This is a genomic window from Microbacterium suwonense (assembly GCF_030296555.1).
GTDB lineage: Bacteria > Actinomycetota > Actinomycetes > Actinomycetales > Microbacteriaceae > Microbacterium > Microbacterium suwonense.
In genome coordinates, this window is record NZ_AP027728.1 from 2,897,819 (window position 1) to 2,923,406 (window position 25,588).

At 68.8% G+C, this 25,588-nt stretch carries 19 protein-coding genes and 1 pseudogene; 10 read left to right on the top strand and 10 right to left on the bottom strand.

What is annotated here, in order from left to right; translation table 11 throughout:
- Positions 1–175: 175 nt before the first annotated feature.
- Both QUE33_RS14500 and QUE33_RS14505 read right to left on the bottom strand, forming a co-directional pair.
- A complete protein-coding gene (locus tag QUE33_RS14500) occupies positions 176–1,510 on the bottom strand; it encodes an MFS transporter (RefSeq protein WP_286303176.1) in 1,335 nt (444 codons plus the stop codon).
- A 5-nt stretch (positions 1,511–1,515) separates the two neighbouring features.
- The gene (locus QUE33_RS14505) at positions 1,516–1,947 is read right to left on the bottom strand and encodes a MarR family winged helix-turn-helix transcriptional regulator (RefSeq protein ID WP_286300934.1); all 432 of its coding nucleotides are present in this window, start codon (positions 1,945–1,947) and stop codon (positions 1,516–1,518) included.
- A gap of 95 nt (positions 1,948–2,042) precedes the next feature.
- Here QUE33_RS14505 and QUE33_RS14510 point away from each other — a divergent pair, with 95 nt between their 5' ends.
- The 5 genes from QUE33_RS14510 (at position 2,043) to QUE33_RS14530 (ending at position 6,346) form a co-directional block, all read left to right on the top strand.
- Entirely contained in the window at positions 2,043–2,792 is a 750-nt protein-coding gene (locus QUE33_RS14510; protein WP_378761058.1) for a copper homeostasis protein CutC, read from the top strand.
- 142 nt (positions 2,793–2,934) lie between these two features.
- Positions 2,935–3,348 (top strand): PRC-barrel domain-containing protein, encoded by a 414-nt coding sequence (locus QUE33_RS14515; protein ID WP_286300936.1) that lies wholly within the window; start codon positions 2,935–2,937, stop codon positions 3,346–3,348.
- Positions 3,349–3,431: 83 nt separating this feature from the next.
- Positions 3,432–4,295 carry an alpha/beta fold hydrolase gene (locus QUE33_RS14520; RefSeq protein ID WP_286300937.1) on the top strand — a complete coding sequence of 288 codons (864 nt, stop codon included), beginning with the start codon at positions 3,432–3,434 and terminating at the stop codon, positions 4,293–4,295.
- A 45-nt stretch (positions 4,296–4,340) separates the two neighbouring features.
- Complete coding sequence (lplAB, locus tag QUE33_RS14525; RefSeq protein WP_286300938.1) at positions 4,341–5,390, top strand: lipoate-protein ligase LplAB; 1,050 nt, start codon at positions 4,341–4,343, stop codon at positions 5,388–5,390.
- Positions 5,387–6,346: a DNA-methyltransferase gene (locus QUE33_RS14530; protein WP_286300939.1), complete on the top strand. Its 960-nt coding sequence runs from the start codon at positions 5,387–5,389 to the stop codon at positions 6,344–6,346. The genes lplAB and QUE33_RS14530 overlap by 4 nt, the downstream gene beginning before the upstream one ends.
- A 211-nt stretch (positions 6,347–6,557) precedes the next feature.
- Here the strand turns inward: QUE33_RS14530 and QUE33_RS14535 are convergent.
- Positions 6,558–8,050 (bottom strand): IS3 family transposase gene (locus QUE33_RS14535; protein ID WP_378761055.1). Its coding sequence is split into 2 segments (ribosomal slippage): positions 6,558–7,678 and positions 7,678–8,050, totalling 1,494 coding nucleotides; the frame shifts between segments, so codons are not numbered across the junction.
- Between the two features lie 969 nt (positions 8,051–9,019).
- On the opposite strand from QUE33_RS14535, the gene QUE33_RS16295 reads away from it, so the two are divergent.
- A complete protein-coding gene (locus QUE33_RS16295; RefSeq protein WP_350226564.1) occupies positions 9,020–9,295 on the top strand; it encodes a matrixin family metalloprotease in 276 nt (91 codons plus the stop codon).
- A gap of 215 nt (positions 9,296–9,510) precedes the next feature.
- Here the strand turns inward: QUE33_RS16295 and QUE33_RS14540 are convergent, their stop codons facing one another.
- On the bottom strand, positions 9,511–10,404 hold the full coding sequence (locus tag QUE33_RS14540) for a LysR family transcriptional regulator (protein WP_286300940.1): 894 nt from the start codon (positions 10,402–10,404) through the stop codon (positions 9,511–9,513).
- Positions 10,405–10,596: 192 nt separating this feature from the next.
- On the opposite strand from QUE33_RS14540, the gene QUE33_RS14545 reads away from it, so the two are divergent.
- Complete coding sequence (locus QUE33_RS14545; protein ID WP_286300941.1) at positions 10,597–14,052, top strand: bifunctional proline dehydrogenase/L-glutamate gamma-semialdehyde dehydrogenase; 3,456 nt, start codon at positions 10,597–10,599, stop codon at positions 14,050–14,052.
- 165 nt (positions 14,053–14,217) lie between these two features.
- Here QUE33_RS14545 and QUE33_RS14550 read toward each other — a convergent pair whose 3' ends face one another.
- From QUE33_RS14550 to galT, 5 genes and pseudogenes are all read right to left on the bottom strand, one after another.
- On the bottom strand, positions 14,218–15,654 hold the full coding sequence (locus tag QUE33_RS14550; protein WP_286300942.1) for a carboxylesterase/lipase family protein: 1,437 nt from the start codon (positions 15,652–15,654) through the stop codon (positions 14,218–14,220).
- A 129-nt stretch (positions 15,655–15,783) separates the two neighbouring features.
- Positions 15,784–16,293, bottom strand: coding sequence for a GNAT family N-acetyltransferase (locus QUE33_RS14555; RefSeq protein ID WP_286300943.1), 510 nt, complete (start codon positions 16,291–16,293; stop codon positions 15,784–15,786).
- Positions 16,294–16,310: 17 nt separating this feature from the next.
- Positions 16,311–17,288: a UDP-glucose 4-epimerase GalE gene (galE, locus tag QUE33_RS14560; protein WP_286300944.1), complete on the bottom strand. Its 978-nt coding sequence runs from the start codon at positions 17,286–17,288 to the stop codon at positions 16,311–16,313.
- 115 nt (positions 17,289–17,403) lie between these two features.
- Entirely contained in the window at positions 17,404–18,585 is a 1,182-nt protein-coding gene (gene galK, locus QUE33_RS14565) for a galactokinase (RefSeq protein WP_286300945.1), read from the bottom strand.
- Between the two features lie 109 nt (positions 18,586–18,694).
- A pseudogene (galT, locus tag QUE33_RS14570) lies at positions 18,695–19,848 on the bottom strand (galactose-1-phosphate uridylyltransferase).
- 157 nt (positions 19,849–20,005) lie between these two features.
- On the opposite strand from galT, the gene QUE33_RS14575 reads away from it, so the two are divergent.
- Complete coding sequence (locus QUE33_RS14575) at positions 20,006–20,980, top strand: LacI family DNA-binding transcriptional regulator (protein ID WP_286300946.1); 975 nt, start codon at positions 20,006–20,008, stop codon at positions 20,978–20,980.
- Positions 20,981–21,010: 30 nt separating this feature from the next.
- Here QUE33_RS14575 and QUE33_RS14580 read toward each other — a convergent pair whose 3' ends face one another.
- The gene (locus QUE33_RS14580) at positions 21,011–22,039 is read right to left on the bottom strand and encodes a zinc-dependent alcohol dehydrogenase family protein (protein WP_286300947.1); all 1,029 of its coding nucleotides are present in this window, start codon (positions 22,037–22,039) and stop codon (positions 21,011–21,013) included.
- A gap of 186 nt (positions 22,040–22,225) precedes the next feature.
- Between QUE33_RS14580 and QUE33_RS14585 the strand changes: the two genes are divergently transcribed.
- Together QUE33_RS14585 and QUE33_RS14590 are read left to right on the top strand one after the other, a co-directional pair.
- Positions 22,226–24,181 (top strand): DUF2264 domain-containing protein, encoded by a 1,956-nt coding sequence (locus QUE33_RS14585; protein WP_286300948.1) that lies wholly within the window; start codon positions 22,226–22,228, stop codon positions 24,179–24,181.
- 61 nt (positions 24,182–24,242) lie between these two features.
- A complete protein-coding gene (locus tag QUE33_RS14590) occupies positions 24,243–25,529 on the top strand; it encodes an extracellular solute-binding protein (RefSeq protein WP_286300950.1) in 1,287 nt (428 codons plus the stop codon).
- Positions 25,530–25,588: the final 59 nt, after the last annotated feature.

Below are 25,588 nucleotides of genomic sequence, written 5' to 3' on the forward strand. Positions count from 1 at the left end.
CTCCAGCATCAGACTTGCCGCATGCGCGCGTGTCTCGTGCCCGAGGGGAAGTCTCGCGCCTGAGGGGAAGTCTCGCGTCTGAGGGGAAGTCTCGTGCCCGAGGGGAAGTCTCGCGTCTGAGAGGAAGTCTCGCACCCAGCGCCAGCATGAGCGAGCGCGGATGCCGTGCCACCGGTCAGTCCGACTTCCGGTGGGGCAGCCGGATCGGCGTCGTGGCGGCGGTCCGATCGTTGAACAGCGACGGGTCCATCGCCTGCACCACTGACAGCGGCCGGGTCTCGTCGAGCGTGAGCATGAACCGGGTGCGCTCGGCACGGTGCAGACGGCCCGACCACAGCATCCAGCCGACGCCGATCGCACTCGCCAGCAGCCCCGCCACACCGCCGACGGTGATGGCCATGCGCGGGCCGAACATGTCGGCCACCCAGCCGGCGATCGGGGCGCCGATCGGGGTGGAGCCCATCAGCACCGCCATGTACAGCGCCATCACGCGTCCACGCACCCCGGCATCCGTCGTGGTCTGCACGTAGCCGTTCGCGGTGGTCAGCATCGTCACCGTCGAGAACCCGACGAAGATCAGCACGACGGCGTAGCTCCAGTAGGAGGGCATCAGCGCGGAGATCACGGATGCTGCGCCGAACCCCGCTGCGGATGCGATGATCACCCGTACCCGCGCGCGATCGCGGCGGGCGGCGAGCAGCGCACCGGCCAGCGAGCCGATGGCCAGCACCGAGCTGAGCAGGCCGTAGCCGTCGGCGCCCTGATGGAACTCCAGTGCCATCGTCGACGCGAAGATCGGGAAGTTCATCCCGAAGGCGCCGACGAGGAACACCATCACGAACACGACCATCAGGTCGGGACGGTGGATCACATAGCGGAATCCGCCGGCGAGACCGCCGCCGTGCTTGCCGCTCTTCACGCGCGGCATGAGCTCGTTCTTGCGGATCAGCAGCAGGGCGATCAGCATCGCCAGGAAGGTGACCGCGTTGGCGATGAACACCCATCCCGAGCCCATCACCACGATCAGCACACCGCCGACGGCGGGGCCGATCAGGCGGGCCATGTTGAAGGATGCCGAGTTCAGCGCGACGGCGTTCGAGGTGTCCTCCATGCTCACCATGTCGGAGACGAACGCCTGCCGGGCGGGCGCATCGAAGGCGTTGGTGATGCCGAAGGCGGCGGCGAAGCCGAACATCATCGGCAGCGTCATGATGCCGGTCAGCAGCATCACGGCCACGCCGACGGCCAGGACCATCAGTGTGGACTGCGTGGTGAGCAGGATCTTGCGGCGGTCGAACCGGTCGGCGACCCATCCGGTCAGCCCCACCAGCACCAGCGGCGGCCCGAACTGCAGGGCCATGGTCGCTCCCATGGCCGTGGCGTCGTTGTTCGTCAGCTCGGTGAGCACCACCCAGTCCTGCGCGGTGGCCTGCATCCAGCCGCCGATGTTCGAGATGACGGCGCCGAGGAACCAGGTGCGGTAGTTGAACGTCGCGAAGGAGCGGAACATGGCGTTCATGCGTCGGCCACCTTCTTGAGCACCGCTGCGGCCTCGCGCAGCACCTGCAGCTCATGGTCGTCGAGATCGAGGCCGACGATCATGTTCGCCAGCACCTCGTCGCGGCGCCGGATGGTCGCCGCGACGACCTCCCTGCCCTGCTCGGTGATCTCCACGTGTACGCGTCGGCGATCGTCCTCGTCGGGGACGCGCACCACCAGCCCGAGCTCGGCCAGTCCGTTCACCGTCGCGCTCATGGTCGGGGCGGTCACCCGCTCCCGCTCTGCGAGCCGTGAGAGCGTCTGCCGGCCGTGGGCGCGGAGTGTGCCGAGGGTTGCGAGTTGCGCGTCGGTGGTCGCGTCCGTCGCGCGTACGCAGCGCAAGCGTCTGGTGAGCCGGAAGAGGGCGTAGCGGAGTTCGGATGCGGTGGCGGAGAAGTCTTCGGTCATTACTTAGATAGTCTAACTAAACATCCCCGCCCCGGCGGAATGAAAATTTTATTCACATTCTTGGATTTTGCCGCCTTGGTGCGAAAATGGTTCTCGTGCCCCTTGAGTTCGAACTCGCCGTCCAGAATCCCGCCGGCATGCGCATCGCCCGCGACCTGGGCGCCGCGCGCGTGGAACTCGCGCAGGCGCTCGCACTGGGCGGGCTCACCCCCTCGCGCGGGACGCTGCGGAGCGTTCTCGATGCTGCCGGCGAGTCGGGGCCGGAGGTGCACGTCCTGATCCGTCCTCGAGCGGGCGGCTTCCACTACGGCCGCGACGCTCTCGAGGTGATGATCCACGATGTGCGCGACGTGCTGGCCGCAGGCGCCCACGGCGTGGTGGTCGGATGCCAGGACGGCTCGGGAGCGCTCGATCGAGACGCCCTGGCGCGAATCGTCGACGCCGCGGACGGTGCCTCCGTCTCGCTGCACCGCGTGATCGATGTGACCCCCGACCCCCTCGCTTCGCTGCGGATCGCCCGCGACCTCGGCCTGCGACGTGTGCTGACCTCGGGCTGCGCTTCGCGCGCTGCCGACGGCATCGACACGCTCCGCGAGCTGGTGGCGGAGGCCGACGGCCGTATCGAGGTGATGGCCGGCGGCGGCATCGACGCATCCAGTGCCGTGGCCGTGATCGCGACAGGCGTCGACGCCGTGCACTTCTCCGCGAAGCGCACGATCGTCTCGGACGGCGCCGTGCGGATGGGATCAGCCAGCGATGGCGTCGGCGCCCATGAGGTCACCGACCGTGACACCGCTCACGCGATCGTCGCCGCGCTGAGGCAGTCGGCCTCGTCCGCGGCCTGATCCCCGTCCGCAACCTGATCCCCGGCCGATCGTGCCGGGCTGAGTGCGGCTGGCACACCCTACGCGCGTCGTCCCCGCAACGCCAGCCTCTCGCGGCGTCTCGCTCCCGCTGAGATCGTGACATCAGCGGAAGGAGAGTGACATGACCGCTGGTGAGCACGAACTGATCGCCCTCGGCGACAGCGACCGGACCGTGGCGAAGGACGACGACATCCGCGGACGCACCGTCATCGACGTCGGCGGTGAGGAGATCGGGAAGATCGACGATCTGCTCATCGACGCCGAGGAGCAGAAGGTGCGCTTCCTCATCGTCGCGTCGGGCGGGTTCCTCGGCATCGGGGAGCAGAAGTCGTACATCCCCGTCGATGCCGTCGCCTCCGTCGACGACGATCGGGTGCGGATCGACCAGAGCCGGGAGCGGTTGCGCTCCGCTCCGGTGTACGACCCCGATCTGATCAACGACGTTGCCTACAACGAGGATGTGTTCGCCTTCTACGGCCTCGAGCCGTTCTGGTCGGCCGGGTACACGTATCCGACGTACCCGTTCTACCGCTGACCGGCCCCGAGCCGCCGGATGCCGGATCACGGCCGATGTCGTCATGATCTCCACGCGATCCCCGGCATCCGTAGACTCAGGACATGGTCGCGATGAGAACAGCGGAGTTCACGGACGCCCACGGGGTCGCCATCGTCTACGACGTGCACGAGGCGTCGGGCGAGGCGCGCGGTGTCGTGCAGCTGCTGCACGGCGTCGGCGAGCACGCCGGCCGGTACGGGGCGCTGATCGAAGCGCTCACCGGAGCAGGCTTCCACGTCTACGCCGATGACCACCGCGGACACGGGCGCACCGGCATCCGGCAGTGGGGCGGCCCCGCCAAACTGGGGCACCTCGGTCGCGGCGGCATGCGCGCCGCCGTCGACGGATGCTGGCAGCTGACCGGCATCATCCACGAGGAGCACCCCGATCTGCCGTTGGTGCTGCTCGGCCACTCGTGGGGGTCGTTCCTCGCGCAGATGCTGTTCGATCAGCATCCGGACGCCTACGATGCCGTCGTGCTCAGCGGATCGGCGTACCGCACCCCGACCGACCTCAACGCCGCGCCGTTGAACGCGCGGTGGAAGGGCCCGGACGCCGACGGGCTGGAGTGGCTCTCGCGCGACCCGGCGGTGTGGCAGGCGTTCCACGATGATCCCCTGACGGTGGAGACGCCGCTGCTGAAGCTGTTCGGGCCGATCGAGGCGGCACGGCTCTACGGGCGCCCGCGCAGGGATCTCGGCCACGATGTGCCGCTGCTGCTGCTCGTCGGCCGCGACGACCCGGTGGGCGGCCCGCGCAGCGTGCACAAGCTCGCGGATGCCTACCGCAGCCGGTCGGGTCTGAGCGATGTGACCACGCTGGTGTACCCGGATGCCAGGCATGAGATCTTCAACGAGCTGCAGGCCGCCGACGTGCGCGCCGATCTGCTCGCGTGGCTGGACAAGCGGGTGCCTGCGCGGGGGTGAGGGCATCGCCCGGAGCGCGGACGAACGGCGCGGCTTGCTGGAGCCGTGCATGGTGAGTACAAGGTTCCCGGTGGCAAGCTCGTCGTCGTCGATCTCGAGGTGGAAGACGGTCTGATCCGCGACTTCCGCCTGGCGGGCGACTTCTTCCTCGAGCCGGACACGGCTCTCGAGGCGATCAACGCGGCGGTCGAGGGGATGCCGGTGGAGACCGACGCGTCGACGATCGCCGCAGCCGTTCGCGCGGCACTGCCCGATGGCGCACAGCTGCTGGGATTCTCGCCCGACGCGGTCGGCACCGTCGTGCGTCGCGCCCTGGTGACCGCTCCCGGATGGCGCGACTTCGACTGGGAGATCGTGCACGAGAAGGCTGTCTCGCCGCGGATGAACCTGGCCCTCGACGAGGTGCTCACCGCTCGGGTGGGCGAGGGGCGACGCCGCCCGACCCTGCGCATCTGGGAGTGGGACGAATCGGCCGTCGTGATCGGGTCGTTCCAGTCGTACCGCAACGAGATCGACCCGGAGGGGGCGGCGAAGCACGGCTTCGACGTCGTGCGGCGCATCTCCGGCGGCGGCGCGATGATGATGGCCGCCGGCCAGATCATCACCTACTCGCTGTACGTGCCGGCCTCCCTCGTGCAGGGCATGACCTTCGTCGACTCGTACGCCTTCCTCGATGACTGGGTGCTGCAGGCGCTGCGCTCGATCGGGATCGAGGCCACCTATCAGCCGCTGAACGACATCGCCTCGCCCACCGGCAAGATCGGCGGCGCGGCCCAGAAGCGGCTCGCCAATGGCGGGGTGCTGCACCACGCCACCATCTCGTACGACATCGATGGTCAGACCATGACTGAGGTGCTGCGCATCGGGCGCGAGAAGCTCAGCGACAAGGGCACCACCTCGGCCGCCAAGCGCGTCGACCCGCTGCGCACGCAGACCGGCATGGAGAGAGCCGAGATCATCGAGCGCTTCAAGGAGACCTTCCGCTCGCTCACCGGGGCTGAGGACGGGGCGATCACCGCCGACGAGTACGCGGATGCCGAGGCGCTGGTCGAATCGAAGTTCTCGACCGACGCGTGGCTGCATCGGGTGCCGTGAGCTCTTCTCCGGTCGTTGAGCGAGCGAAGCGAGACGAAACGCCGGGTGCCGTCGAGATCATCGAGGGCGACAACCTCGAGGTCGCGGCATCCCTGGCATCCGGATCCTTCACCCTCGTCTACCTGGACCCGCCGTTCAACACCGGCCGCACGCAGGAGCGGCAGGTGGTCACTGCGCGGCGCAGCGGCGCCGACGACGAACCCGCCGATGGTGAATCCGCACGCGAGGTGCGGCACGGCTTCCACGGGCACGCTTACGAGCGGGTGCGAGGGATGCTGCGCACCTACGACGACCGTTTCGACGACTACGGCGAGTTCCTCATGCCGCGACTGGAGGAGGCCTGGCGGCTGCTCTCCGACGACGGCACCCTGTACCTGCACCTGGACTACCGCGAGGCGCACTACGCCAAAGTGATGATGGATGCCGTGTTCGGACGGGACGCGTTCCTCAACGAGCTGATCTGGGCGTACGACTACGGGGCGAAGTCACGCAGCCGCTGGCCCACCAAGCACGACACGATCCTGGTGTACGTGAAGAATCCGCGGGAGTACTTCTTCGATTCGGATGCCGTGGATCGCGAGCCCTATATGGCGCCGGGGCTCGTGACGCCGGAGAAGGCCGCTCGAGGCAAGCTGCCCACCGACGTCTGGTGGCACACGATCGTGCCGACCTCCGGACGTGAGAAGACCGGCTACCCGACTCAGAAGCCCGAGGGCATCCTGCGCCGCATCGTGCAGGCATCATCCCGGCCGGGCGACCGCGTGCTGGACCTGTTCGCCGGATCCGGGACGACCGGTGCCGTGGCATCCGCCCTGGGTCGCGACGCGGTGCTGGTCGACTCGAGTCCCGAGGCCGTCAGAGTGATGCGCGAGCGGATGCCGCACGCGAGTGTGCGCATGCCCCAGCGCCCGACCCCAGGACATCTTGCACGCGACAGTTCTGAGCTAGATGCGTGACGAGATCTCCGTGCTTCCCTCGCGCCGACAGTGACAGGACAACATCTTCGATCGCTCCAACCAGTGTTGCCGTTTAGCGACCACTGCCGAGCAGAGTGTCTGTTCCTGCCCGGGTTCAACGACGCCGACCACGCCCGATCAAGCAACCGATGGAAAATCGAGGCTAGACGATGATCGGGCGCAATATCCTGTTGAACCGTGCTGCATCCTGTTAGCCGTCGGAATTTGTCAAGGCGGATGAGGCCGGTGGGTGTTGGGCGGCGAGTTGAATCTCGTCGGTGGGTGGCTGGTTGATCCATGCTGTGGGGTCGCGGTCGAGGATCTTCGGTCGTGGTGTCACGCGGCTGGTGAAGCGTTCGGGGTGGGCGCGGCGTGTAGCATCGAGCGCGGCGTCACGGTCACGGTCGATGGCATCAGCCAGCCCGTAGTGGACGTCCGCGGGGGTGTGCATGCCGATCCCGGTATGCCGGTGGTGGTGGTTGTAGGCATTGACGAACTCGCCCAAGAACTGCCGGGCGTGGCCGAGCGAGCTGAACCGGTCGGGAAAGACGGGCAGGTACTTCATCGTCTTGAACAGTGCTTCGGAGTAGGGGTTGTCGTTGGAGACGTGGGGGCGGGATCGTGACCGGACGATGCCGACGTCGGCGAGCAGGATCCTGACCGTCTTCGAGGTCATCGATGGGCCGCCGTCGGAGTGCACGACCTCGGGGGTGCCGTGGAGCCCGGACGCGTCGATCATCATCTCTTTGGCGAGGAGGCCGTCCTCGCAGGAGTGCACGATCGCGCCGACGATGTACCGCGAGAAGATGTCGATCATCACGTAGGCGTCGTAGTAGACACCACGGGCAGGTCCCGCGAGTTTCGTGATGTCCCACGAGTAGACCTGCCCCGCCGCTGTGGCGATCAGCTCGGGCACCTTCCGCGGCGGGTGCGTGGCCAGTCGGCGCCGCTCGCGGACCTGCATGTTCTCCCGCAGCACCCGATACATCGTCGCGACCGAGCCGACGTACTGGCCGCGTTCGAGGAGGATCGCGTAGACCTGCAACGGCGGCTTGTCGACGAACTCGTCACTGCTCAACGTCGCCAACACGAGCGCACGCTCGCCATCGATGAGCTTGTGCGCCGGCACCGGACGCGCCGCCGGTTCTGGTTCGGGGCGGCCGGCTCGTGCGGCCTGGCGGGCAGCAGTTACCCGAGGCACCCCGGTCAGCGACGACGCGTCACGGGTCGGTATCCCTGCACCGATCAACGCGGTATACGTGCCCATCAGCGCTTCGGCCGCTTCGGGTTGGTGTCCGCGCTCTCGGAGATCTGCTCCAAGAGCGCGTGTGCTTTTCCCATGATCTCCAACGCGGTCCGCGCCATCGACAGCTCCGCCTCGGCCTTACGCAGCTGCGCCTTCAACCGGGCGTTCTCCGCTTGCGCTGCGGATGGGCGCCCGACCGCTTGTCCGGGCTGCTTTCCCTCGAGCAGGCCCGCATCGCGCTGCTTGCGCCACTCCGAGATCAGCGAGGAGTACAAGCCCTGACGGCGCAGGAACGCGGCGCCCTGGCCGGTCTCACACGCGGTCTCGTACTCGGACAAGTACTTCAGCTTCTGCGCGGGCGTGAACGAGCGACGGCGCGTCGGCCCGTCAGGATTCGCAGGTGCACTCACGACTCCATCATCGGACGACAGCAGCACGACGGGGGAACTCAAACTCATCAGTAATCGGTGATCCTTCACCTCGCCCTGCAGGCGGACTTGCTGTGAACCCGTGGACTCACCCAACCCTGACACGCAGGGCGTGCTGCGCACTCCATGAACGACATGTTTACCCGTCGTTCAGAAATTTGGCACGCGCTCTCCCGGACGTCCGAAACTGAGCCTTGACGCGCACTGATAAATGTGCTGAGATCAGGCCAAAGGTGGGGTCTAAAGCGAGTTTCGGAGGGCATCTTGCGTTTCAGGCGATGGGCGGTAACTGCGGGTTCGATTGCTGCAGTGATTATTTCAATAGGCGGATTGGGTCCGGCTTATGCCTCAGCGGCTCTCGTGGATTGCGGGCAGCGTCCCGACGTTCAAATCGAGTCACTAGAGTCGATTCCCAAATCGTGTGATTTGGGTGGGACGGACGTTCTTGTTCCAACTGCGTCAGGCACGGTTGAAATGACGATCCCGGAACCCGGATACACGGTTGTACGGTCAGCGTTGGGCAGTGAAATAGGTGAAGAGATTGCAGTCTACTCATCGCCCAACGGTGGCGTTGCCGCATCAGTGAATGACGTCATGATGGGTGAACCGGGTGCCGTGGCTGAGTTGATCGAACAGACGGAGGCCAGTGGGAGCATAGTCGGAACAAATGCTCCTACCAATTCGAAATGTAGTGCTACGGCACCGGGTTCCATTTCATATACCTGGAATAACGTAAATTCCTTCAAGAAAATGGCTTGGCGATGGAACGGTAGTGGGGCTCCGTCTGGTGCATTCGATCGCGTCAAGGCGGGGGCCGACACCGTCGAACAAGGCCGGTCAACTACCTGTGGCAATTTGTCAAATGGGTTCGACCTTATTTACGAGGGGACAACAACTCAGACGGCGTCGGTGAATTCTTCTGGAGGATGCACGAACCTTTCGTATCAGAGCACCATTTCGTTCGGTGACATCACGAATTCCGCGAATAACTGGCTCGCGATGACGTGCACCTATCTCTTATTGGGAACCCTCGTAGAGGCGGACATTAAGTTTGACACATCGAGCCGCGTATGGAACACCAATTCGTCTTCGTGTTCCGCCGGATACGACCTTCAAGGCGTGGCGACCCACGAATTCGGTCATGCGGTCGGGATGAACCATGTTGCCCAAAATTCTGGTCAAGTGATGGCGCCGTCGACCGGGACGTGCAATCTCTCCCAGCGCCAGTTGGGCCGTGGCGATCAGAATATCCTGAGGTCGAAATATGGCTCCTAACAAGCGAGAACGGCTTCGCACAGTGATCAGTGTGGTCGTTGCCGTTGTGGTCATCGTGGGCGTTGGCTGGCTTCTTGTGCAGATGCTGACTACGTCGATCGGGCAACCCGCAGGCTGAGCACTCCTGTGGTAGTCAGAAGACCTTGCTACGACGGAGTGTCGACAGCATTCGTTCGCCGACGTGTAGATTCCGCCAGGGTGACGTTGGTTCGGTTCTACGGCGCCACGCGGCGGTGGGCGGCAAACGCGTCGCGCAGCGCAGCGCGCACCAGCGAGACCGACTCGTCGGCGTGGGAGGATGTGCGCACCGCGGTGAACACTTCGCGCACGGGCGAGCCGGGCAGGTCGGCGACCGTCAGCGGACTGGGCTCATCGCCCCAGATCAGATCGGGCAGCATCCCGACGGCGTGACCGGATGCCACCAGTCGCACGTGCGTGGTCAGGTCGGCGGCCTCGAAGCGCACGTCGGGCTCGAATCCCGCCGCGCGGCACTGCTGAACGGCCCACTGCCGTGCCGCGGTGCCCTCCGGCTCCATCACCCAGGCGCGGTCGCGCAGGTCGGACAGCTGGGTCGGATGCTCCGACGGCGGCAGCACGATGCGGATCGGGTCCTCACCCAGCAGGTCGTGCTCCACGCCGTCGCGCTGCTCGCGCGTGTACCCCGGGTACTGCTCCGCGATCACCAGGTCGAAGCGGCGCGCCCACAGTTCGAAAAGGCTCTCCTCGGGCGGCAGCTCGGCCAGCTCCACGCGCAGCTCGGGCGCGCGTTCGGCGAGCGCGGTCAGGGCGGCCGGCACGATCGTCTCCGCCGCGGTGGGCATCGCCGACAGGCGCACCGGCTCCCACCCGGGGGTGTCGATGAGTTCCGCTCGCGCGGCCTCATCGAGCTCCAGCGCGCGCGCGGCGTGCTGCGCCAGCATCCGCCCCTGCGGTGTCAGCCGCACCCGTCTTCCGTCGGGTTCCAGCAGTGTCACGCCGGCCTCGCGCTCCAGCAGCGAGAGCTGCTGGGAGACCGTCGAGGGGGAGTAGGACAGGGATGCGGCGACCTCGGCGATCGTGCCGCGCAGCGCCAGCTCGTGCAGCAATCGCAGCCGTCTCAGTTCGAACATCGGGGCTCCTGTCTCTTCTTCATCGGGAACAGGAGATTCGTTCAGAACAGGACGGATGCCGAGAAATCGTCCTGTCCTCGCGAGATCTCCTGTCCTCGGTGGATCGCCATCGCAGACACGACGATTCTATCGAACATTATGCTTCATAAAACGTCGCTTTTCATAGTGAGTTCCGGGAGGCATCCTGAGAACATGACCACCCCTGTGCGCGCCACCGGCGCCGTTCTCTCCGACCTCACCGAACTGGCCGACGACGCCGTCGCGCTGGTCAAGAAGTGGCTGGTCGACAGCCGTGCCGTGCCGGTGGATGCCGCCGGTGAGCGCCTTGCCGGCGTGCTGCGCGACCCCAACGGCCTGGACTTCACCGTCGGCTTCGTCGACGGCGTCGTGCGCCCCGAGGACCTGAAGGTCGCCGCTGCCAAGCTCAAGGAGCTCGTGCCGCTGACCCCCGCGTTCCTGCCCGCGATCATGCGCGGCGCGATCGGCCTCGGCGGCGCCACCGCCGGCATGCTCCCCGGCATCGTGGTCCCCTCGGCGCGGGCCGTGCTGCGCCAGATGGTGCGCCACCTGATCGTCGACGCCCGTGATGAGAAGCTGGGCGCGGCGATCAAGCACATCCGCGAGACGCAGGGCGTGAAGCTCAACATCAACCTGCTCGGCGAGGCCATCCTCGGCAAGGACGAGGCCGAGCGCCGCCTGGAGGGTACCCGCCGTCTGCTGCTGCGCGACGACGTGGACTACGTCTCCATCAAGGTGTCCTCCACCGTCGCCCCGCACAGCCCGTGGGCCTTCGAGCAGGCCGTCGCCGAGGCATCCGAGGCACTGCACCCGCTGTACGAGATCGCCGCCCGCCCGGCGCGCGGGGCGAAGAAGTTCATCAACCTCGACATGGAGGAGTACAAGGACCTCGACCTCACGATCGCGGTCTTCACCAGCATCCTCGACCGTCCCGAGTTCCACGACCTCGAGGCCGGCATCGTGCTGCAGGCCTACCTGCCTGACGCCCTCTCCGCCATGATGCGTCTGCAGGAGTGGGCCGCGAAGCGCGTCGCCGACGGCGGTGCGCCCATCAAGGTGCGCGTCGTCAAGGGCGCCAACCTGCCGATGGAGACCGTGGATGCCGAGACCCACGGCTGGGAGCTGGCGACCTGGTCGAGCAAGCAGGAGTCCGACTCCTCGTACAAGGCCGTGCTCGAATATGCGCTGCGCCCTGACCACATCGGGAACGTGCGCATCGGCGTCGCCGGTCACAACCTCTTCGACATCGCCCTGGCCTGGCTGCTCGCCTCGAAGCGCGGCGTGCAGGACGGCATCGAGTTCGAGATGCTGCTGGGCATGGCGTCCGCGCAGGCCGAGGTCGTCAAGCGCACCGTCGGCTCGCTGCTGCTCTACACGCCAGTCGTGCACCCCGACGAGTTCGACGTCGCGATCGCGTACCTGATCCGCCGCCTCGAAGAGGGCGCGAGCCACGAGAACTTCATGTCGGCCGTCTTCGACCTCGACTCCGACCCGGCCCTGTTCGACCGCGAGAAGCAGCGCTTCCTGGCATCCGTCGCCGGCATCCCCGCGGAGGTCCCCGGACCCAACCGCACCCAGAACCGCCAGCTGTCGCCCGCACCCGCGCAGCGCGACGGCTTCACGAACACCCCTGACACCGACCCGTCGCTGGCCGCCAACCGCGAGTGGGCCGACGGCATCCGCTCGCGCATGGTCGCCTCCACCCTCGGTGACGACACAGTCGCGGCGAACACCCTCTCCACCGCCGCCGAGGTCTCCGAACGCATCGCCGCCGGCGTCGCGGCGGGCGAGGCCTGGCGCGCACTGGGCGCCGCCGGACGCGCCGAGATCCTGCACCGCGCGGGCGACGTGCTCGAGGCGCGCCGAGCCGAGCTGCTCGAGGTGATGGGCTCCGAAGCCGGCAAGGTCATCGAGCAGGGCGACCCCGAGGTCTCCGAGGCGATCGACTTCGCGCACTACTACGCCGAGAGCGCCAAGAAGCTCGCCGACGTCGACGGCGCGGTCATGCACCCGGTCGGGCTGACCGTCGTCACCCCGCCGTGGAACTTCCCCGTCGCGATCCCTGCCGGCTCCACGCTGGCGGCGCTGGCCACCGGATCGCCGGTGATCATCAAGCCCGCCCGTCAGGCCCGCCGCTCGGGCGCCGTCATGATCGAGGCGCTCTGGGAGGCCGGCGTGCCGCGAGACGTGCTGCAGTACGTGCAGCTCGACGGTCGGGAGCTGGGTGAGCGGCTCATCAGCGATCCCGCTGTCGAACGCGTCATCCTCACCGGCGGCTACGAGACCGCCGAGCTGTTCCGCAGCTTCCGCCCTGATCTGCCGCTGTTGGCCGAGACCAGTGGCAAGAACGCGATCATCGTCACCCCCTCCGCCGATTTCGATCTGGCCGCGAAGGACGTCGCCTACTCGGCGTTCGGCCACGCCGGGCAGAAGTGCTCGGCTGCATCACTCGTGGTGCTGGTCGGCTCGGCGGCGCACTCGGAGCGGTTCCGCCGACAGCTCGTCGACGCCGTGCGCTCCTACGAGGTGGGCGCGCCCGAAGACGGCACCACCCGGATCGGTCCGCTGATCGGCCCGGCCGAGGGCAAGCTGCGCAGCGCGCTCACCGAGCTGCATCCGGGTCAGTCATGGCTGCTCGAGCCGGAGAAGCTCGACGACGCCGGTCAGCTGTGGCGCCCGGGCATCCGCGAGGGGGTCGTCCGCGGCAGCGAGTTCCACCGGGTGGAGTACTTCGGACCGGTGCTGGGCATCATGACCGCGTCGTCGCTGAACGAGGCCATCGACATCGTGAACGACATCGACTACGGGCTCACCAGCGGCATCCACTCGCTCGACGAGGACGAGATCCAGCAGTGGCTGGCGACCATCCAGGCCGGCAACGTGTACGTCAACCGCGGCACCACCGGCGCGATCGTGCAGCGCCAGCCCTTCGGGGGCTGGAAGAAGGCCGCCGTCGGTGCCGGTTCCAAGGCAGGCGGACCGAACTACCTGGTCGGGCTGTCGGAGTGGACGGATGCCGAGACCACGACGACCCGACCACTCGACGAGCTGGGTCTCTCTGCGGCCGCGCTGGCTTCCGAGGGTGAGGACGCCTCCTGGCTGCGTGGGGCGCTGGCCACCGACATCGACGCGTGGGCCACGGAGTTCGGCATCGTCCGCGATGCGACCGGCCTGACCACCGAGCAGAACGCGCTGCGCTACCAGGCGCTGCCGGTCACCGTGCGATACGAGGGAACGCGGGTGGCCGAGCTGGTGCGGGTGGTCGCCGCGGGGCTGCGTGCCCGCTCCCGGGTGACCGTGAGCACGGCATCCGCGCTGCCCTCCGCCGTCGTCACCTGGCTGGGTGCGCACGATGTCGTCGTCGTGACCGAGGATGCGTCGGCCTGGTCGGCGCATGCTCGTCGTCTGGCTGCCGCGGGTGGACGCGTGCGGCTGATCGGCACGGATGCTGCCGCCACGGCATCCGCGGTGAACGGATCGCCGAGCCTGGCGATCTACGCCAACCCGGTCGTCTCAGCGGGGCGGGTGGAGCTGCTGACGTTCCTGCGCGAGCAGGCCGTCTCGATCACCGCGCACCGGTTCGGCACCCCGCACCGCTACGAGATCCCTGTCCTCGACCCCGTGCGCTGAGCACCGTCCCTGCCCTCAGCCTCCCAGCCTCCCAGCCTCCCAGCCTCCTCGGCCCTCCAGCCTCTGACTTCAGGTGTCGCAGCTGGTTGCCTCAGTGCGGGTGGATGCGGCGTGTTGCGCCACCTGAAGCCTCGAGAAAGGGGGCAGGAGGCAGGGGCGCCGCCTTCACACCAGGGGCAGGGCGTCGTCGTAGGCAGAGCGCGACAGGGCGGGCTGGTCACCGAACACACGGGTGATGCCCGGCTCGGTGCGCCAGGCCGGCCACCCCGGAGCGCCGTCGCGTACGAACGCCACGGCGGCCGTATGCATCTCGTCGGCCAGAGCCAGCGGCGGATGATCCCCGGCCATCTTCGGAACGTGCGGCTCGTCGAGGCAGTCGAACCAGAACGGCACGTCCAGGCAGTGGTGCGCCCAGCCGTTGACGGGGGAGCGCCACGCGAAGCGGTAGACCCAGGTGCCCGCATCCCGTCGTACCTCGGCGACCCGCAGCACCAGTGAGCGGAACACCTGGTCGCTGACGTACCGGCCCAGTGCGGGCCCGGTGCGACGGCCACGGTTCGCACGATGCCAGGCGCGTCTGACGCTACCGGCCTTCTCGACCACCCGCAGCGCCAGCCGCACCGGCACCCAGCGCAGCCAGCGCGGCGCGCTGTCGAAAGCCATCGTGAACTCGTCGTCGGTGGCGCCCAGCAGCAGGGGCTTGTCCGCGCCGACGCCGGCAGCGAGCGATTCGGGTGTGGGCTGCGCGATCAGCTCACCGTCGATCACCGGACCCCACGGCAGCCCGTCGACCAGAGTCGCAGTGGTCGCGGCGAGACCGGTCTTCCCCAGCAGCGACGCCTTGTACTGATGGCGGGTCAGTTCGCGCTCCTTCACGGCACGGAACCCGTCGAGAGTGGGCTCGGTGCCCGCCATCTCGGCCAGGCCGATGCTGCGGCGGCGCACCAGATCACGCGGCAGATCGCCGAGTGCGCCGCTGAACGACATCCCGGCATGGAACAGGTGCTGGGCACTCGGCATCCCGAACAGGGTGAGCACCGCACCACCGCCGGCGGATTGCCCGGCGATCGTCACCCGGCCGGGGTCGCCGCCGAAGGCCGCGACATTGCGCTGCACCCATTCGAGTGCCGCGATCCAGTCCCGTACACCACGATTGTCGGGCACGCCGTCGATCACGCCGAAGCCGTCGAAGCCGAGCCGGTACGAGATGCTCACCGTCACCACGCCGTCGCGGCTGAAAGTGCGGCCGTCGTACCACGGGCTCGCGGCGGAGCCGGCGGAGTACCCGCCGCCATGGATCCACACCAGCACCGGGAGTGCACCCTCGAGAGCAGGAGTGAAGACGTTCAGGTTCAGCGTCGCAGCGCCGGGCACACTCGGCTCGGGGATGATCGCGTTCGGCTCCTCGCGGCGCTGCGGGGTCGCGCCGTACGCGGTGGCATCGAGCGGGTCGGTCCAGGGATCGACCGGCTGGGGCGGCAGGAACCTCCGGCGCCCGGTGGGCGGGGCGGCGTACGGGATGCCGAGGAAGGCCAGGTCGTCCGAGCGACGGATGCCGCGCACCGGCCCCTCGACGGTCTGCGCGATCGGTGACTCATTCATCGCCGCCCAGCGTACTCGGCACCCGTCGCTGCGCGGCGCTCGCGCGGATGCAGAACGTCGGTGCGGAAGCGCTGGAACCAGCCATTTCCATCCGTGCCGATGCGGCGACGACTCAGGCGGTGCGGATGCTCAGCCCAGTCGCTTCACGTGCCGACGCTCATGCAGCACCATCCCGGGCCGGCGATCGACCTTCGTCGCACCGTCGGATGCCCAGCCGTGCCGCTCGTAGAACGACGCCGCGCGCTCATTCCCCTCCAGCACCCACAGGTACGCCGCCTCGTGGCCGGCATCGACCAGTGCCCGCTCGACACCATCGATCAGCAGATGCCCGACACCCGTCGACCAGGCATCCGGATGCGCGTAGATCCCCCACAGTTCGCCGGTGCCGGCGGCATCCGCATCCCGGGCATCGCCGAAACTCGCCCAGCCCACCAGCGTCCCCGCGCGCTCGACGACCAGGGTCTGCGACCCGCGAACGGTCTCGGTGAGGATCCGTGCCCAGCCCGCCTCCCGCTCGGCGATTGAGAGCCCGTCGAGGACGTGCTGCGGCATCAGCCCGCGGTACCCCGCCTGCCAGGACCGCACATGCACCACGGCGATGCCATGCGCGTCGTCGACGGTCGCGGCGCGCAACAGCATCCGCTCCTCGCCCACGCTCACCCGGCGGCGCGCCGGGCCTCCCAGCCGGTGCGCACCATCTCGTCGACCGTGTAGCGCATGGTCCAGCCCAGGTCGCGCGCGGCGAGATCGCCGGCGGCCACGATCCGGTCCGGGTCGCCAGGGCGGCGCGGCCCGATCGCGGGCTCGAAGTCGATGCCGGTGACGCGCACCATGGCATCCATGATCTGCTTCACGCTCAGCCCGTCGCCGGAGCCGAGGTTGTAGGCGGGCTCGATCGGCTGACCGGATGCCAGGCGCTTCGCCGCCTCGACGTGGGCGGCCGCGATGTCGCCGACGTGCACGTAGTCGCGCACATTCGTGCCGTCGGGGGTGTCGTAGTCGTCGCCGAAGATCGACGGCGTGCGGCCCTCGAGCAGCGCCTCGAATACGATCGGGAAGAGGTTGTGCGGGCTGACGTCGTACACCGTCGGGTCCGCGGAGCCCACGACGTTGAAGTAGCGCAGCGAGGTGTGCCGCAGCGGCGTGTCGGATGCCGCGGTCGCGACGCCCTGATCGCGCAGCAGCCACTCGCCGATCAGCTTCGATTCGCCGTACGGACTGGCCGGATGCTTGGGGGTGTCCTCGGTGACGAGTGCCACATCGGGGGTGCCGTAGACGGCCGCCGACGAGGAGAAGACGATGTTCGCGACCCCGGCGGACTGCATCGCCTCGAGGATCACGCGGGTGCCCTCGACGTTCTGGGCATAGGTGTGCAGGGGGCGCTGCACCGAGACGCCCGCGTACTTGAATCCGGCGACGTGGATCACGCCCTCCACGTCGTGTTCGCGCAGCGTGCGCTCGACCAGCTCGCGGTCGAGGATCGTGCCCTCCACGAGGGCGACGTCCTCGGTCACGAACGACGGGCGGCCGCTGGAGAGGTCGTCCAGCACGACCGGGGTGAGCCCCGCCGATGACAGTGCGCGGACGACGTGTGCTCCGATATAGCCGGCGCCGCCGGTGACAAGCCAGGACATGGGACTCCTTCCGGTGCGCGGTTGCGCAGTGTTCATTGTGTCAAACCGCGTTCGAATCGCTTAAATCGCTCCATTCCGGGAGGTTTTCGAGCCATTTGCGCGATTCGAACGGCGGTCAGGCGTCCCGGTGCGGGCCCGCCGAGGGAGAGACGGCGAAGATGTGCGGGGCGGTGAAGCCGGCATCCGCGAACGCCTGCGTCACGGCATCCGTCACGCGATCCACCACATCGTGCGCGACCAGGGCGATCGCGGCCCCGCCGAAGCCGCCGCCGGTCATCCGGGCGCCGATCGCACCGTGCGCCAGCGCGGTGTCGACGGCGACGTCGAGCTCGGGCGCCGAGATCTCGAAGTCGTCGCGCATCGACGCATGCGAGGCGACCAGCAGTTCGCCTATCGCCCGCGGACCCTGCTCGGTGAGGGCCGCGACGGTGTCGAGCACACGCTGGTTCTCAGTGACGATGTGCCGCACCCGGCGGAAGGTCACCTCGTCCATCGCCTCTGCGGCACGCGGCAGGTCGGAGATGCTCGCGTCGCGCAGCGAGCGGATGCCGAGCAGCGCCGCCCCGCGCTCACAGGACTCGCGGCGCTCACGGTACCCGCCGGTGGAGTGCGCGTGCGATACCTGCGTGTCGATCACGAGCACCTCGAGCCCAGCGGCGGTGAACCCGGTCGGGATCGAGCGGGTCTCGAGCGTGCGGCAGTCCAGGAACGTCGCCGCATCGGGCCGGCCGAGCATGGATGCCATCTGATCCATGATCCCGGTGGGCGCGCCGACGGCCTCGTTCTCGGCGCGACGACCCACCTGTGCCAGCGCGACAGGATCCAGCCCCAGGCCCCACAGCTCGTTCAGGGCGGATGCCACGGCGCCCTCGATCGCGGCGGACGACGACAGTCCGGCGCCGACCGGAACGTCGGAGGCGATCGCGATGTCGACTCCCGGGGTGGGGGCGTCGGGCTGCCGCGCACGCAGCGCCCAGGCGATGCCGAGCACGTACGCCGACCACTCCGGCACGGCCGGGCTCGCGTCGGGTGCGGTGGGGAACAGCTCGTCGAGCTCGTTCAGCGGCACCTCGACGGGCTCGTCCGCGAAGGTCGAGGCGACGCGGATCCGGTCATCGTCGCGCAGCGCGACCGCAGCATAGGTGCGGTGCGGGATCGCGAACGGCAGCACGAAGCCCTCGTTGTAGTCGGTGTGCTCGCCGATCAGGTTCACCCGGCCGGGTGCCGACCAGATGCCCTCGGGCTCGCGCCCGGTCATCCCGGTGAGCAGCTCGCGCGCGGCGGTCGATGCAGTCATGCGATGTCTCCTGGGTGGTGTGGCAGATCTTCGGAGATCTGCAGGATCTCGGGGACGGATGCCGGGAATGCTCCGGGATTGTGCAGATCTCCGTGGAAGCGGTGTGGGCTCACGCCTCGGGGACGGATGCGATGGCTGTGCGCAGGCGCTCGGCGGCCACCTCGGGGAGGATCTCGGCCGTCCAGGCGGCCATCGCGGCCTCGGAGCCGGCGAGGAACTTCAGCTTGTCGGCGGCGCGGCGAGGGCTGGTGAGCTCCAGGCGCATGCGCACCGTGTCGCGGCCGGTGTGCACGGGCGCCTGATGCCAGGCGGCGATGTACGGTGTCGGCGTCTCGTAGAGCGCATCCACACCGCGCAGCAGGCGCAGGTAGAGGGTGCGAGCTCATCGCGCTCGGCATCGGTCAGCGCCGCGAAGTCGGGTACGTGCCGATGTGGCATCAGCTGCACCTCCAGCGGCCAGCGCGCGGCGAAGGGGACGAAGGCGGTCCAGTGCTCGCCCTGCAGTACGACGCGCTCGGAGCTGCGTTCGCTCTCCAGCACGCGCGACATGAGGTCGGGCACGGTGCGGTGGATGCTGTCCAGCAGTCGCTGCGTGCGCGGGGTGACATAGGGGTAGGCGTAGATCTGCCCGTGCGGGTGCGGCAGGGTGACGCCGATCGCCTCGCCGCGGTTCTCGAACGGGAAGACCTGCTCGATCCCGGGCAGCGCGGACAGTGCCGCGGTGCGGTCGGCCCACGCCTCGATCACGGTGCGTGCGCGGGTGACGGACTGAGTGCCGAACGAGCCCTCGGCTTCGGGGCTGAAGCAGACCACCTCGCATCGGCCGACGCTGGTGCGGGTGCGTCCGAGGCCGAGCTCGGCGAGGTCGTCGAGTCCGCGGGTGGGGTTGGCGGCGGCGGGAGCGCCGTCGGTGGCCTCGTTGAGTGCGGGGCCGAAGGAGGGCGAGCGGTTCTCGAACACCGCGACGTCGTAGCGTGCGGGAACCTCGGAGGGGTTGCTCGGCGTCTGGGGAGCGAGCGGATCGGCGTCGGCGCCGGGCATCATCACGCGGTTCTGCCGCTTGGTGGCGAAGGTGATCCAGTCGCCGCTGAGGATGTCCTGACGCATGGTCGCGGTCTCCGGACGCTCGTCGAGCTCCCGGGCGTCGACGGCTCGCTCCGGGCCGAGCGTCGTGTCGGGGTCATCGAAGTAGAACAGCTCGCGGCCGTCGGCCAGGCGGGTGCCGCGTTTGACCACGCCGGCGCCGAGCTCGGTCGTCTGCATCTCCGGAGTTCTGCGCATGTTCACGTCAACACGCTACCGCGCTCATCGTGGTAGCGTCAACACCACCACCCGTCTAGCTGGCGCTTATGCACGTGAATCCCGGCGTGTCGCGTGCACGAGCGCCAGATAGACGGGCCGTCGGGAGAGAGGAGAGCGGATGCCGCAGCAGCGCGTGTCGATGGCGATGGTCGCCACGCGAGCGGGGGTGTCTGGGCAGACCGTCTCGCGCGTCGCCAACGGCAGTCCGAAGGTCGACCCCGACACACGGGCGCGTGTGGAGCGGGCCATGGCAGAGCTCGGCTACCGCCCGAACCGCGCCGCACGGGCACTGCGCACCGGACGCACGCACACCCTCGGATTGGTCGCACAGACCCTCGCCACGGTCGGGAACTCACGGATGCTGCAGGCGGTGGCCGAATCCGCGGCCTCCCGCGGCTACGCGGTCACGGTCGTCACGCTCGGATCGGACGGCGACATCGACGGCGCGTTCGACAGTCTGCGCGATCAGGGCGTGGACGGGGCGATCGTGCTCAACGAGGCGACCGCGCTCGCGCGCGATGCGGCATCCGCCGGCCTCCGCCTGGTCGTCGTCGATTCCCCGCCGGACGAGCGCTTCACCGTCATCGGCACGGATCACGCCGTGGGCGCGCGGGCGGCCACGGCGCATCTGCTCACGGCAGGGCACAGTACCGTGCACCACCTCGCCGGTCCCGGTGACTCCTTCGCGGCATCCGAACGCGAACGCGGCTGGCGCGAAGCGCTCGCCGCCGCCGGTGTCGAGGCGCCCCCTGTCGTGCGGGGCGACTGGACGGCGGCATCCGGCCGTGCGCAGACGGAGCGGATGCTGGCATCCGCCGACCTGAGCGCGCTGTTCGCGGCCAACGACCAGATGGCGCTCGGTGCGCTGCGCGCCATCGCAGAATCCGGCCGGTGTGTGCCGGAGGACATCGCCGTGGTCGGCTTCGACGACATCGCGGACGCCGCGGAGTTTCAGCCGCCGCTCACGACCGTGCGACAGGATTTCGATGCGCTCGGCGAGCAGGCCGTCAGCCGACTCGTCGCCTGGATCGAGGGTGAGCACCCCGCCGATCTGCTGCTGACACCGGTTCTCGTCACTCGCGCGAGCGCCTGACCGCTCAGCGGGATCGGCGCCGTCCGCGCGTCAGAACTCCAGCAGCACCTTCGTCGCGCGGCGCTCGTCCATGGCGCGATAGCCCTCGGCGGCGGCGGCGGCGTCGAAGGGGAGTGTGAGATCGAACACCGCACCGGGGTCGATCCGGTCGGTCATGATCAGCTCGATCAGCTCGGGCAGGAACCGCCGCACGGGTGCAGGGCCGCCGTGCAGGTGCACGCCCGAGAAGAACAGCTCGGCGCCGTCGAGGGCGACGCCGTGCGAGACGCCGACGAAGCCGACGTGCCCACCGGCGCGGGTGGCGCGGATCGCCTGCTCCATGGACTCCTGCGTGCCCACTGCCTCGATGGTGGAGTGCGCACCGTAACCGCCGGTGAGCTCCTTGATCCGCGCGACGCCGGCGTCTCCGCGCTCCTCGACGATGTCTGTCGCCCCGAAGCGGCGGGCCAGCGCCTGCCGGTCGGCGTGGCGCGACATCGCGATGATCCGCTCGGCGCCCAGACGCGACGCGGCGAGGATGCCGAGCAGGCCGACAGCACCGTCGCCCACCACGGCCACGGTCTTGCCCGGCCCGGCTTCGGCGGCGACGGCGGCGAACCAGCCGGTGCCGAGCACATCGGAGGCGGCGAGCAGGCTCCGCCGCCGCTCCGGCGTGATCTCGCCGGCGACCTTCACCAGCGTGCCGTCGGCCCAGGGGATGCGCGCGTATTCGGCCTGCGTGCCCACCGACCCCATGCCGACGACGTGGATGCAACGGGACTGGTAGCCGGCCGCGCAGATCTCGCAGGTGCCGTCGGATGCCATGAACGAGCCGACCACGAAGTCGCCGACCGCGAGGTCGCGCACCTCGGGGCCGATCTGCTCGATCAGGCCGATGTACTCGTGACCCATCCGCGTCGGCCGCTTCTGCTTCTCGATGCCCCGGTACGGCCACAGGTCGGATCCGCAGATGCAGGCGGCGTCGACGCGGATGATCGCGTCGGTCGGCTCGACGAGCTGCGGGGTGGGGACGTCTTCGACCCGGACGTCGCCGGGCCCGTGCATGATCACTGCGCGCATGCTTCCACTTCATCACGTCGGCGGTGTCGGCAAGCGTTTACCCGCTAAAACAGGACACGTTTCGATAAACGAACAGAACCGTTCATGATAGAACGCAAATCTTCTTGAGCCGAACAAATCGGATTGCTAATCTCCTGAAACAGTCACCCCTCGTCGGGGTGCCGATCACTGCTCGAAGGAGAACCCGTGACCCGCACATCGCAGCCGTCCGAGCGCAGCTCGATGCGGACGGGATCGCGGGACGCGCTGGTCGCGTTCGCCGACCGGATGCTGAGCGGAGCCGCCGCATGGGCCTCACCGGGCTTCGCCCGCATCACACCTCCCGGAGCGCCGGGCGGCTACGGAACCGCCGTCGACGGGCTGGAGGGCTTCGCCCGCACCTTCCTGCTCGCCGGATTCCGCATCGTCGGTGCGCACGGTGAGGGCGTCGACGGACTGATCCGCGACTACACCCGCGGCATCGTCGCCGGCGTCGACCCGGCCTCCGAGGAGCGCTGGGTGCGACTGGACGAGCATCCGCAGGCCAAAGTCGAGGCCGCCTCGATCGCGCTCATCCTCGACATGACCCGCCCGTGGATCTGGGATCGGCTCGACGTCCTCACCCGGCAGCGCGTCATCGACTACCTGACACCCGTCGTGGGCGACGACACCTACCCGCGCAACAACTGGGTGTGGTTCCGCATCGTCGTGCAGACCTTCCTGCGCTCGGTCGGCGGACCCTGGTCGGCTTCCGACATCGCCGCGGACCTCGCCCGTCACGATTCCTTCGCGCGCGGCGACGGCTGGTTCTCGGACGGCGACGAGCGCGCCTACGACCACTACGTCGGCTGGGCGCTGCACCTGTACCCGGTGCTCTGGTCGCGCATGCAGGGCGCCGCCGAACTGGCGGCCGAGCTGGGTGAGGACCGCTTTGCGCGCGACGTCGAGGCGCTCGACCGCTACCTGCAGGATGCCGTGCACCTGGTCGGCGCCGACGGTGCGCCGCTCATCCAGGGCCGCAGCCTGATCTACCGCTTCGCCGCCGCCGCACCGTTCTGGGTCGGCGCCCTCGCCCAGGTGCCGTCCACGGATCTCGGAACCCTGCGGCACGTCGCGATGGGCGTCATCGCGCACTTCGACGAGCACGGCGCCCCCGACCAGGACGACCTGCTGAGCATGGGCTGGCACGCACCGTGGCGGCGGCTCGCGCAGAACTACTCCGGTCCGTCATCGCCGTACTGGGCGGCGAAGGGGATGCTGGGCATCGCGCTTCCCGCCGACCACCCGGTGTGGGCCGCCCCCGAACCGGCGCCGGGCTCCGACGATCTGCGCACGATCGCGCCGGCCGGCTGGATCGTGTCCGGCACCGCATCCGACGGCATCGTGCGCGTGATCAACCACGGCACCGACCACGCCGAGCCGGATGCCGAGGTCGGCGACTCCCCGCTGTACGCGCGGATGGGCTACTCCACCGCGTCCTCGCCGCTGCTCAACGGCGACGCCTGGGCCGAGCCGCTGGAGCAGTCCGTCGCGCTGGTGGACGCCGCCGGTCGCGCCACGCACCGGGCGGGCATGGCCCTGCTGCGGATCGATGCGGATGCCGACGGCGGCGTCGCAGTGGCAGCATCCGTCAGCCGTGTGCACTGGATCGACCCTGCCGAGGTGCAGGTGCGGCACGGCTCGGGGATCACCGGAGCGGTGACCGTCGCCGGGCGGATCACCACCTGCTCGATCGTCCGCGGTGCGTGGGAGGTGCGGCTGGTGCGCATCGACGTGCGCGACGGTGCGGGCCGTGACGCGGCGCTGCGCATCGGCGGATGGGCGCTGGCCGGCGAACCAGGACAGGTCGAGACGACGGTGTCGACGGATGCCGCATCCGCGCGCCTCGACGACCTCGTGAGCATCGTGGTGCCGCTCACGCCGGGTCTCGCTCCCGGCATCGAACGGCGGACGGATGCCAGCCCCCTCGGCCCCGACGCCGCCGTCCCCGTCGTCACGGGCGCCCCCGAGGACGGTACGTGGATCGCCGCGGCCGTGCTGCTCGGCGGCGCGGAGCCGCCGGCATCCGTCCCCTCGCTCGAGCTCCACGCCGAAGCAGCAGTGGTCGGCTGGCCGGACGGACGGCGCACGACCACCCGCCTGCCGCGGCCCAGCGGCGCCTGATACCAGAACACACCCCCGGACCCGCACGGGTCGATCGCAATCACGAAGGAGCACGAACAGCATGAACAGAAAGATCCTCGCTGCCGGCAGCATCGCGGCTGTGGCCGCGCTGGCGCTCGCCGGATGCAGCGCCGACGCCGATGAGCCCGCCGAGCCGGGCGGGCCCATCACGCTGAGCATGTCGGCGTGGAGCATCGACACCACGCCCGAGTTCCAGGCGCTCGCCGACGCGTTCCACGACCAGAACCCCGACATCACCATCGACCTGAAGGAATACGACCCGACCGACTACAACACGCTCGTCACCGCCGACCTCGCCGCCGGATCCGGCCCCGACATCATCACGCAGAAGGAGGTCAAGTACGTCACCACCCTGCAGGAGGGCGGTCAGCTGCTCGACGTCTCCGATGTGAAGCTGCCCGACGGCATCGGCGGTGCGGACTCGTACACGGTCGACGGCGTCGCCTACGCCACCCCGTACCGCCAGGACTCGTGGGTGCTGTTCTACAACAAGGATCTCTTCGAGAAGGCCGGTGTCACCGAGCCCGACGGCTCGTGGACCTGGGACGACTACGACGCGGCGGCCGCGAAGCTGACCGCCGGCGCGGGCGGCGCGAAGGGCAGCTACACGCACCGCTGGCAGTCGGTGGTGCAGGGCTTCGCCAACGCGCAGACCGGTTCGGACATCCTCAAGGGGAAGTACGACTACATGAAGCCGTACTACGAGCGCGTGCTGAAGCTGGACGCCGACGGCGATCAGGTCGACTTCAACACCTCCAGCGCGAACCAGCTCACCTACCAGGGCGAGTTCGGCAAGCAGAAGGCGGCGATGATGCCGATGGGCACCTGGTTCGTCGCCACGCTGATCGCCCAGCAGGCCTCGGGCGATGCAGACGACTTCGACTGGGGCATCGCCCCGATTCCGCAGCTGGACTCGTCGACCACCGGCACCGACAGCATCCCGGTCACCTTCGGCGATCCGACCGGCTTCGGCATCAACGCCGCGGTCAGCGCCGAGAAGGCGGCCGCTGCGAAGAAGTTCCTCGAGTTCGCCTCCAGTGAGGATGCCGCGCAGGTGCTCGCCAACATCGGCATCACCCCGGCGCTGAGCAGCGATGCGGTCGCCGAGACCTACTTCGCGGTCGCCGGGGCGCCCACCGATGACCTGTCGAAGTTCGCCTGGTCGACGCACAAGGTGCTGCCCGAGAACCCGACCTCGAGCAAGACCGCGGCGATCCAGGGCATCCTGGGCGACATGCACACCGCGATCATGTCCGGCTCCGCCGACGTCGACGATGCGATCGCCGAGGCAGAGGACCGCGTCGCCAACGAGGTGGGCCTGGACTGAGCCCAGCGGGGCCGGCCGTCTCGGCCGGCCCCGTGTTCCGCGCAGATGAGGATCTGCGC

Excerpts from the sequence above, each read along its gene's own strand:
- QUE33_RS14500 (WP_286303176.1), bottom strand. The coding sequence starts at position 1,510 with ATGTTCCGCTCCTTCGCGACGTTCAACTACCGCACCTGGTTCCTCGGC.
- QUE33_RS14505 (WP_286300934.1), bottom strand. The coding sequence starts at position 1,947 with ATGACCGAAGACTTCTCCGCCACCGCATCCGAACTCCGCTACGCCCTC.
- QUE33_RS14515 (WP_286300936.1), top strand. The coding sequence starts at position 2,935 with ATGACCGCTGGTGAGCACGAACTGATCGCCCTCGGCGACAGCGACCGG.
- QUE33_RS14520 (WP_286300937.1), top strand. The coding sequence starts at position 3,432 with ATGGTCGCGATGAGAACAGCGGAGTTCACGGACGCCCACGGGGTCGCC.
- QUE33_RS16295 (WP_350226564.1), top strand. The coding sequence starts at position 9,020 with ATGACGTGCACCTATCTCTTATTGGGAACCCTCGTAGAGGCGGACATT.
- QUE33_RS14540 (WP_286300940.1), bottom strand. The coding sequence starts at position 10,404 with ATGTTCGAACTGAGACGGCTGCGATTGCTGCACGAGCTGGCGCTGCGC.
- QUE33_RS14545 (WP_286300941.1), top strand. The coding sequence starts at position 10,597 with ATGACCACCCCTGTGCGCGCCACCGGCGCCGTTCTCTCCGACCTCACC.
- QUE33_RS14550 (WP_286300942.1), bottom strand. The coding sequence starts at position 15,654 with ATGAATGAGTCACCGATCGCGCAGACCGTCGAGGGGCCGGTGCGCGGC.
- QUE33_RS14555 (WP_286300943.1), bottom strand. The coding sequence starts at position 16,293 with ATGCTGTTGCGCGCCGCGACCGTCGACGACGCGCATGGCATCGCCGTG.
- galE (WP_286300944.1), bottom strand. The coding sequence starts at position 17,288 with ATGTCCTGGCTTGTCACCGGCGGCGCCGGCTATATCGGAGCACACGTC.
- galK (WP_286300945.1), bottom strand. The coding sequence starts at position 18,585 with ATGACTGCATCGACCGCCGCGCGCGAGCTGCTCACCGGGATGACCGGG.
- QUE33_RS14575 (WP_286300946.1), top strand. The coding sequence starts at position 20,006 with ATGCCGCAGCAGCGCGTGTCGATGGCGATGGTCGCCACGCGAGCGGGG.
- QUE33_RS14580 (WP_286300947.1), bottom strand. The coding sequence starts at position 22,039 with ATGCGCGCAGTGATCATGCACGGGCCCGGCGACGTCCGGGTCGAAGAC.
- QUE33_RS14590 (WP_286300950.1), top strand. The coding sequence starts at position 24,243 with ATGAACAGAAAGATCCTCGCTGCCGGCAGCATCGCGGCTGTGGCCGCG.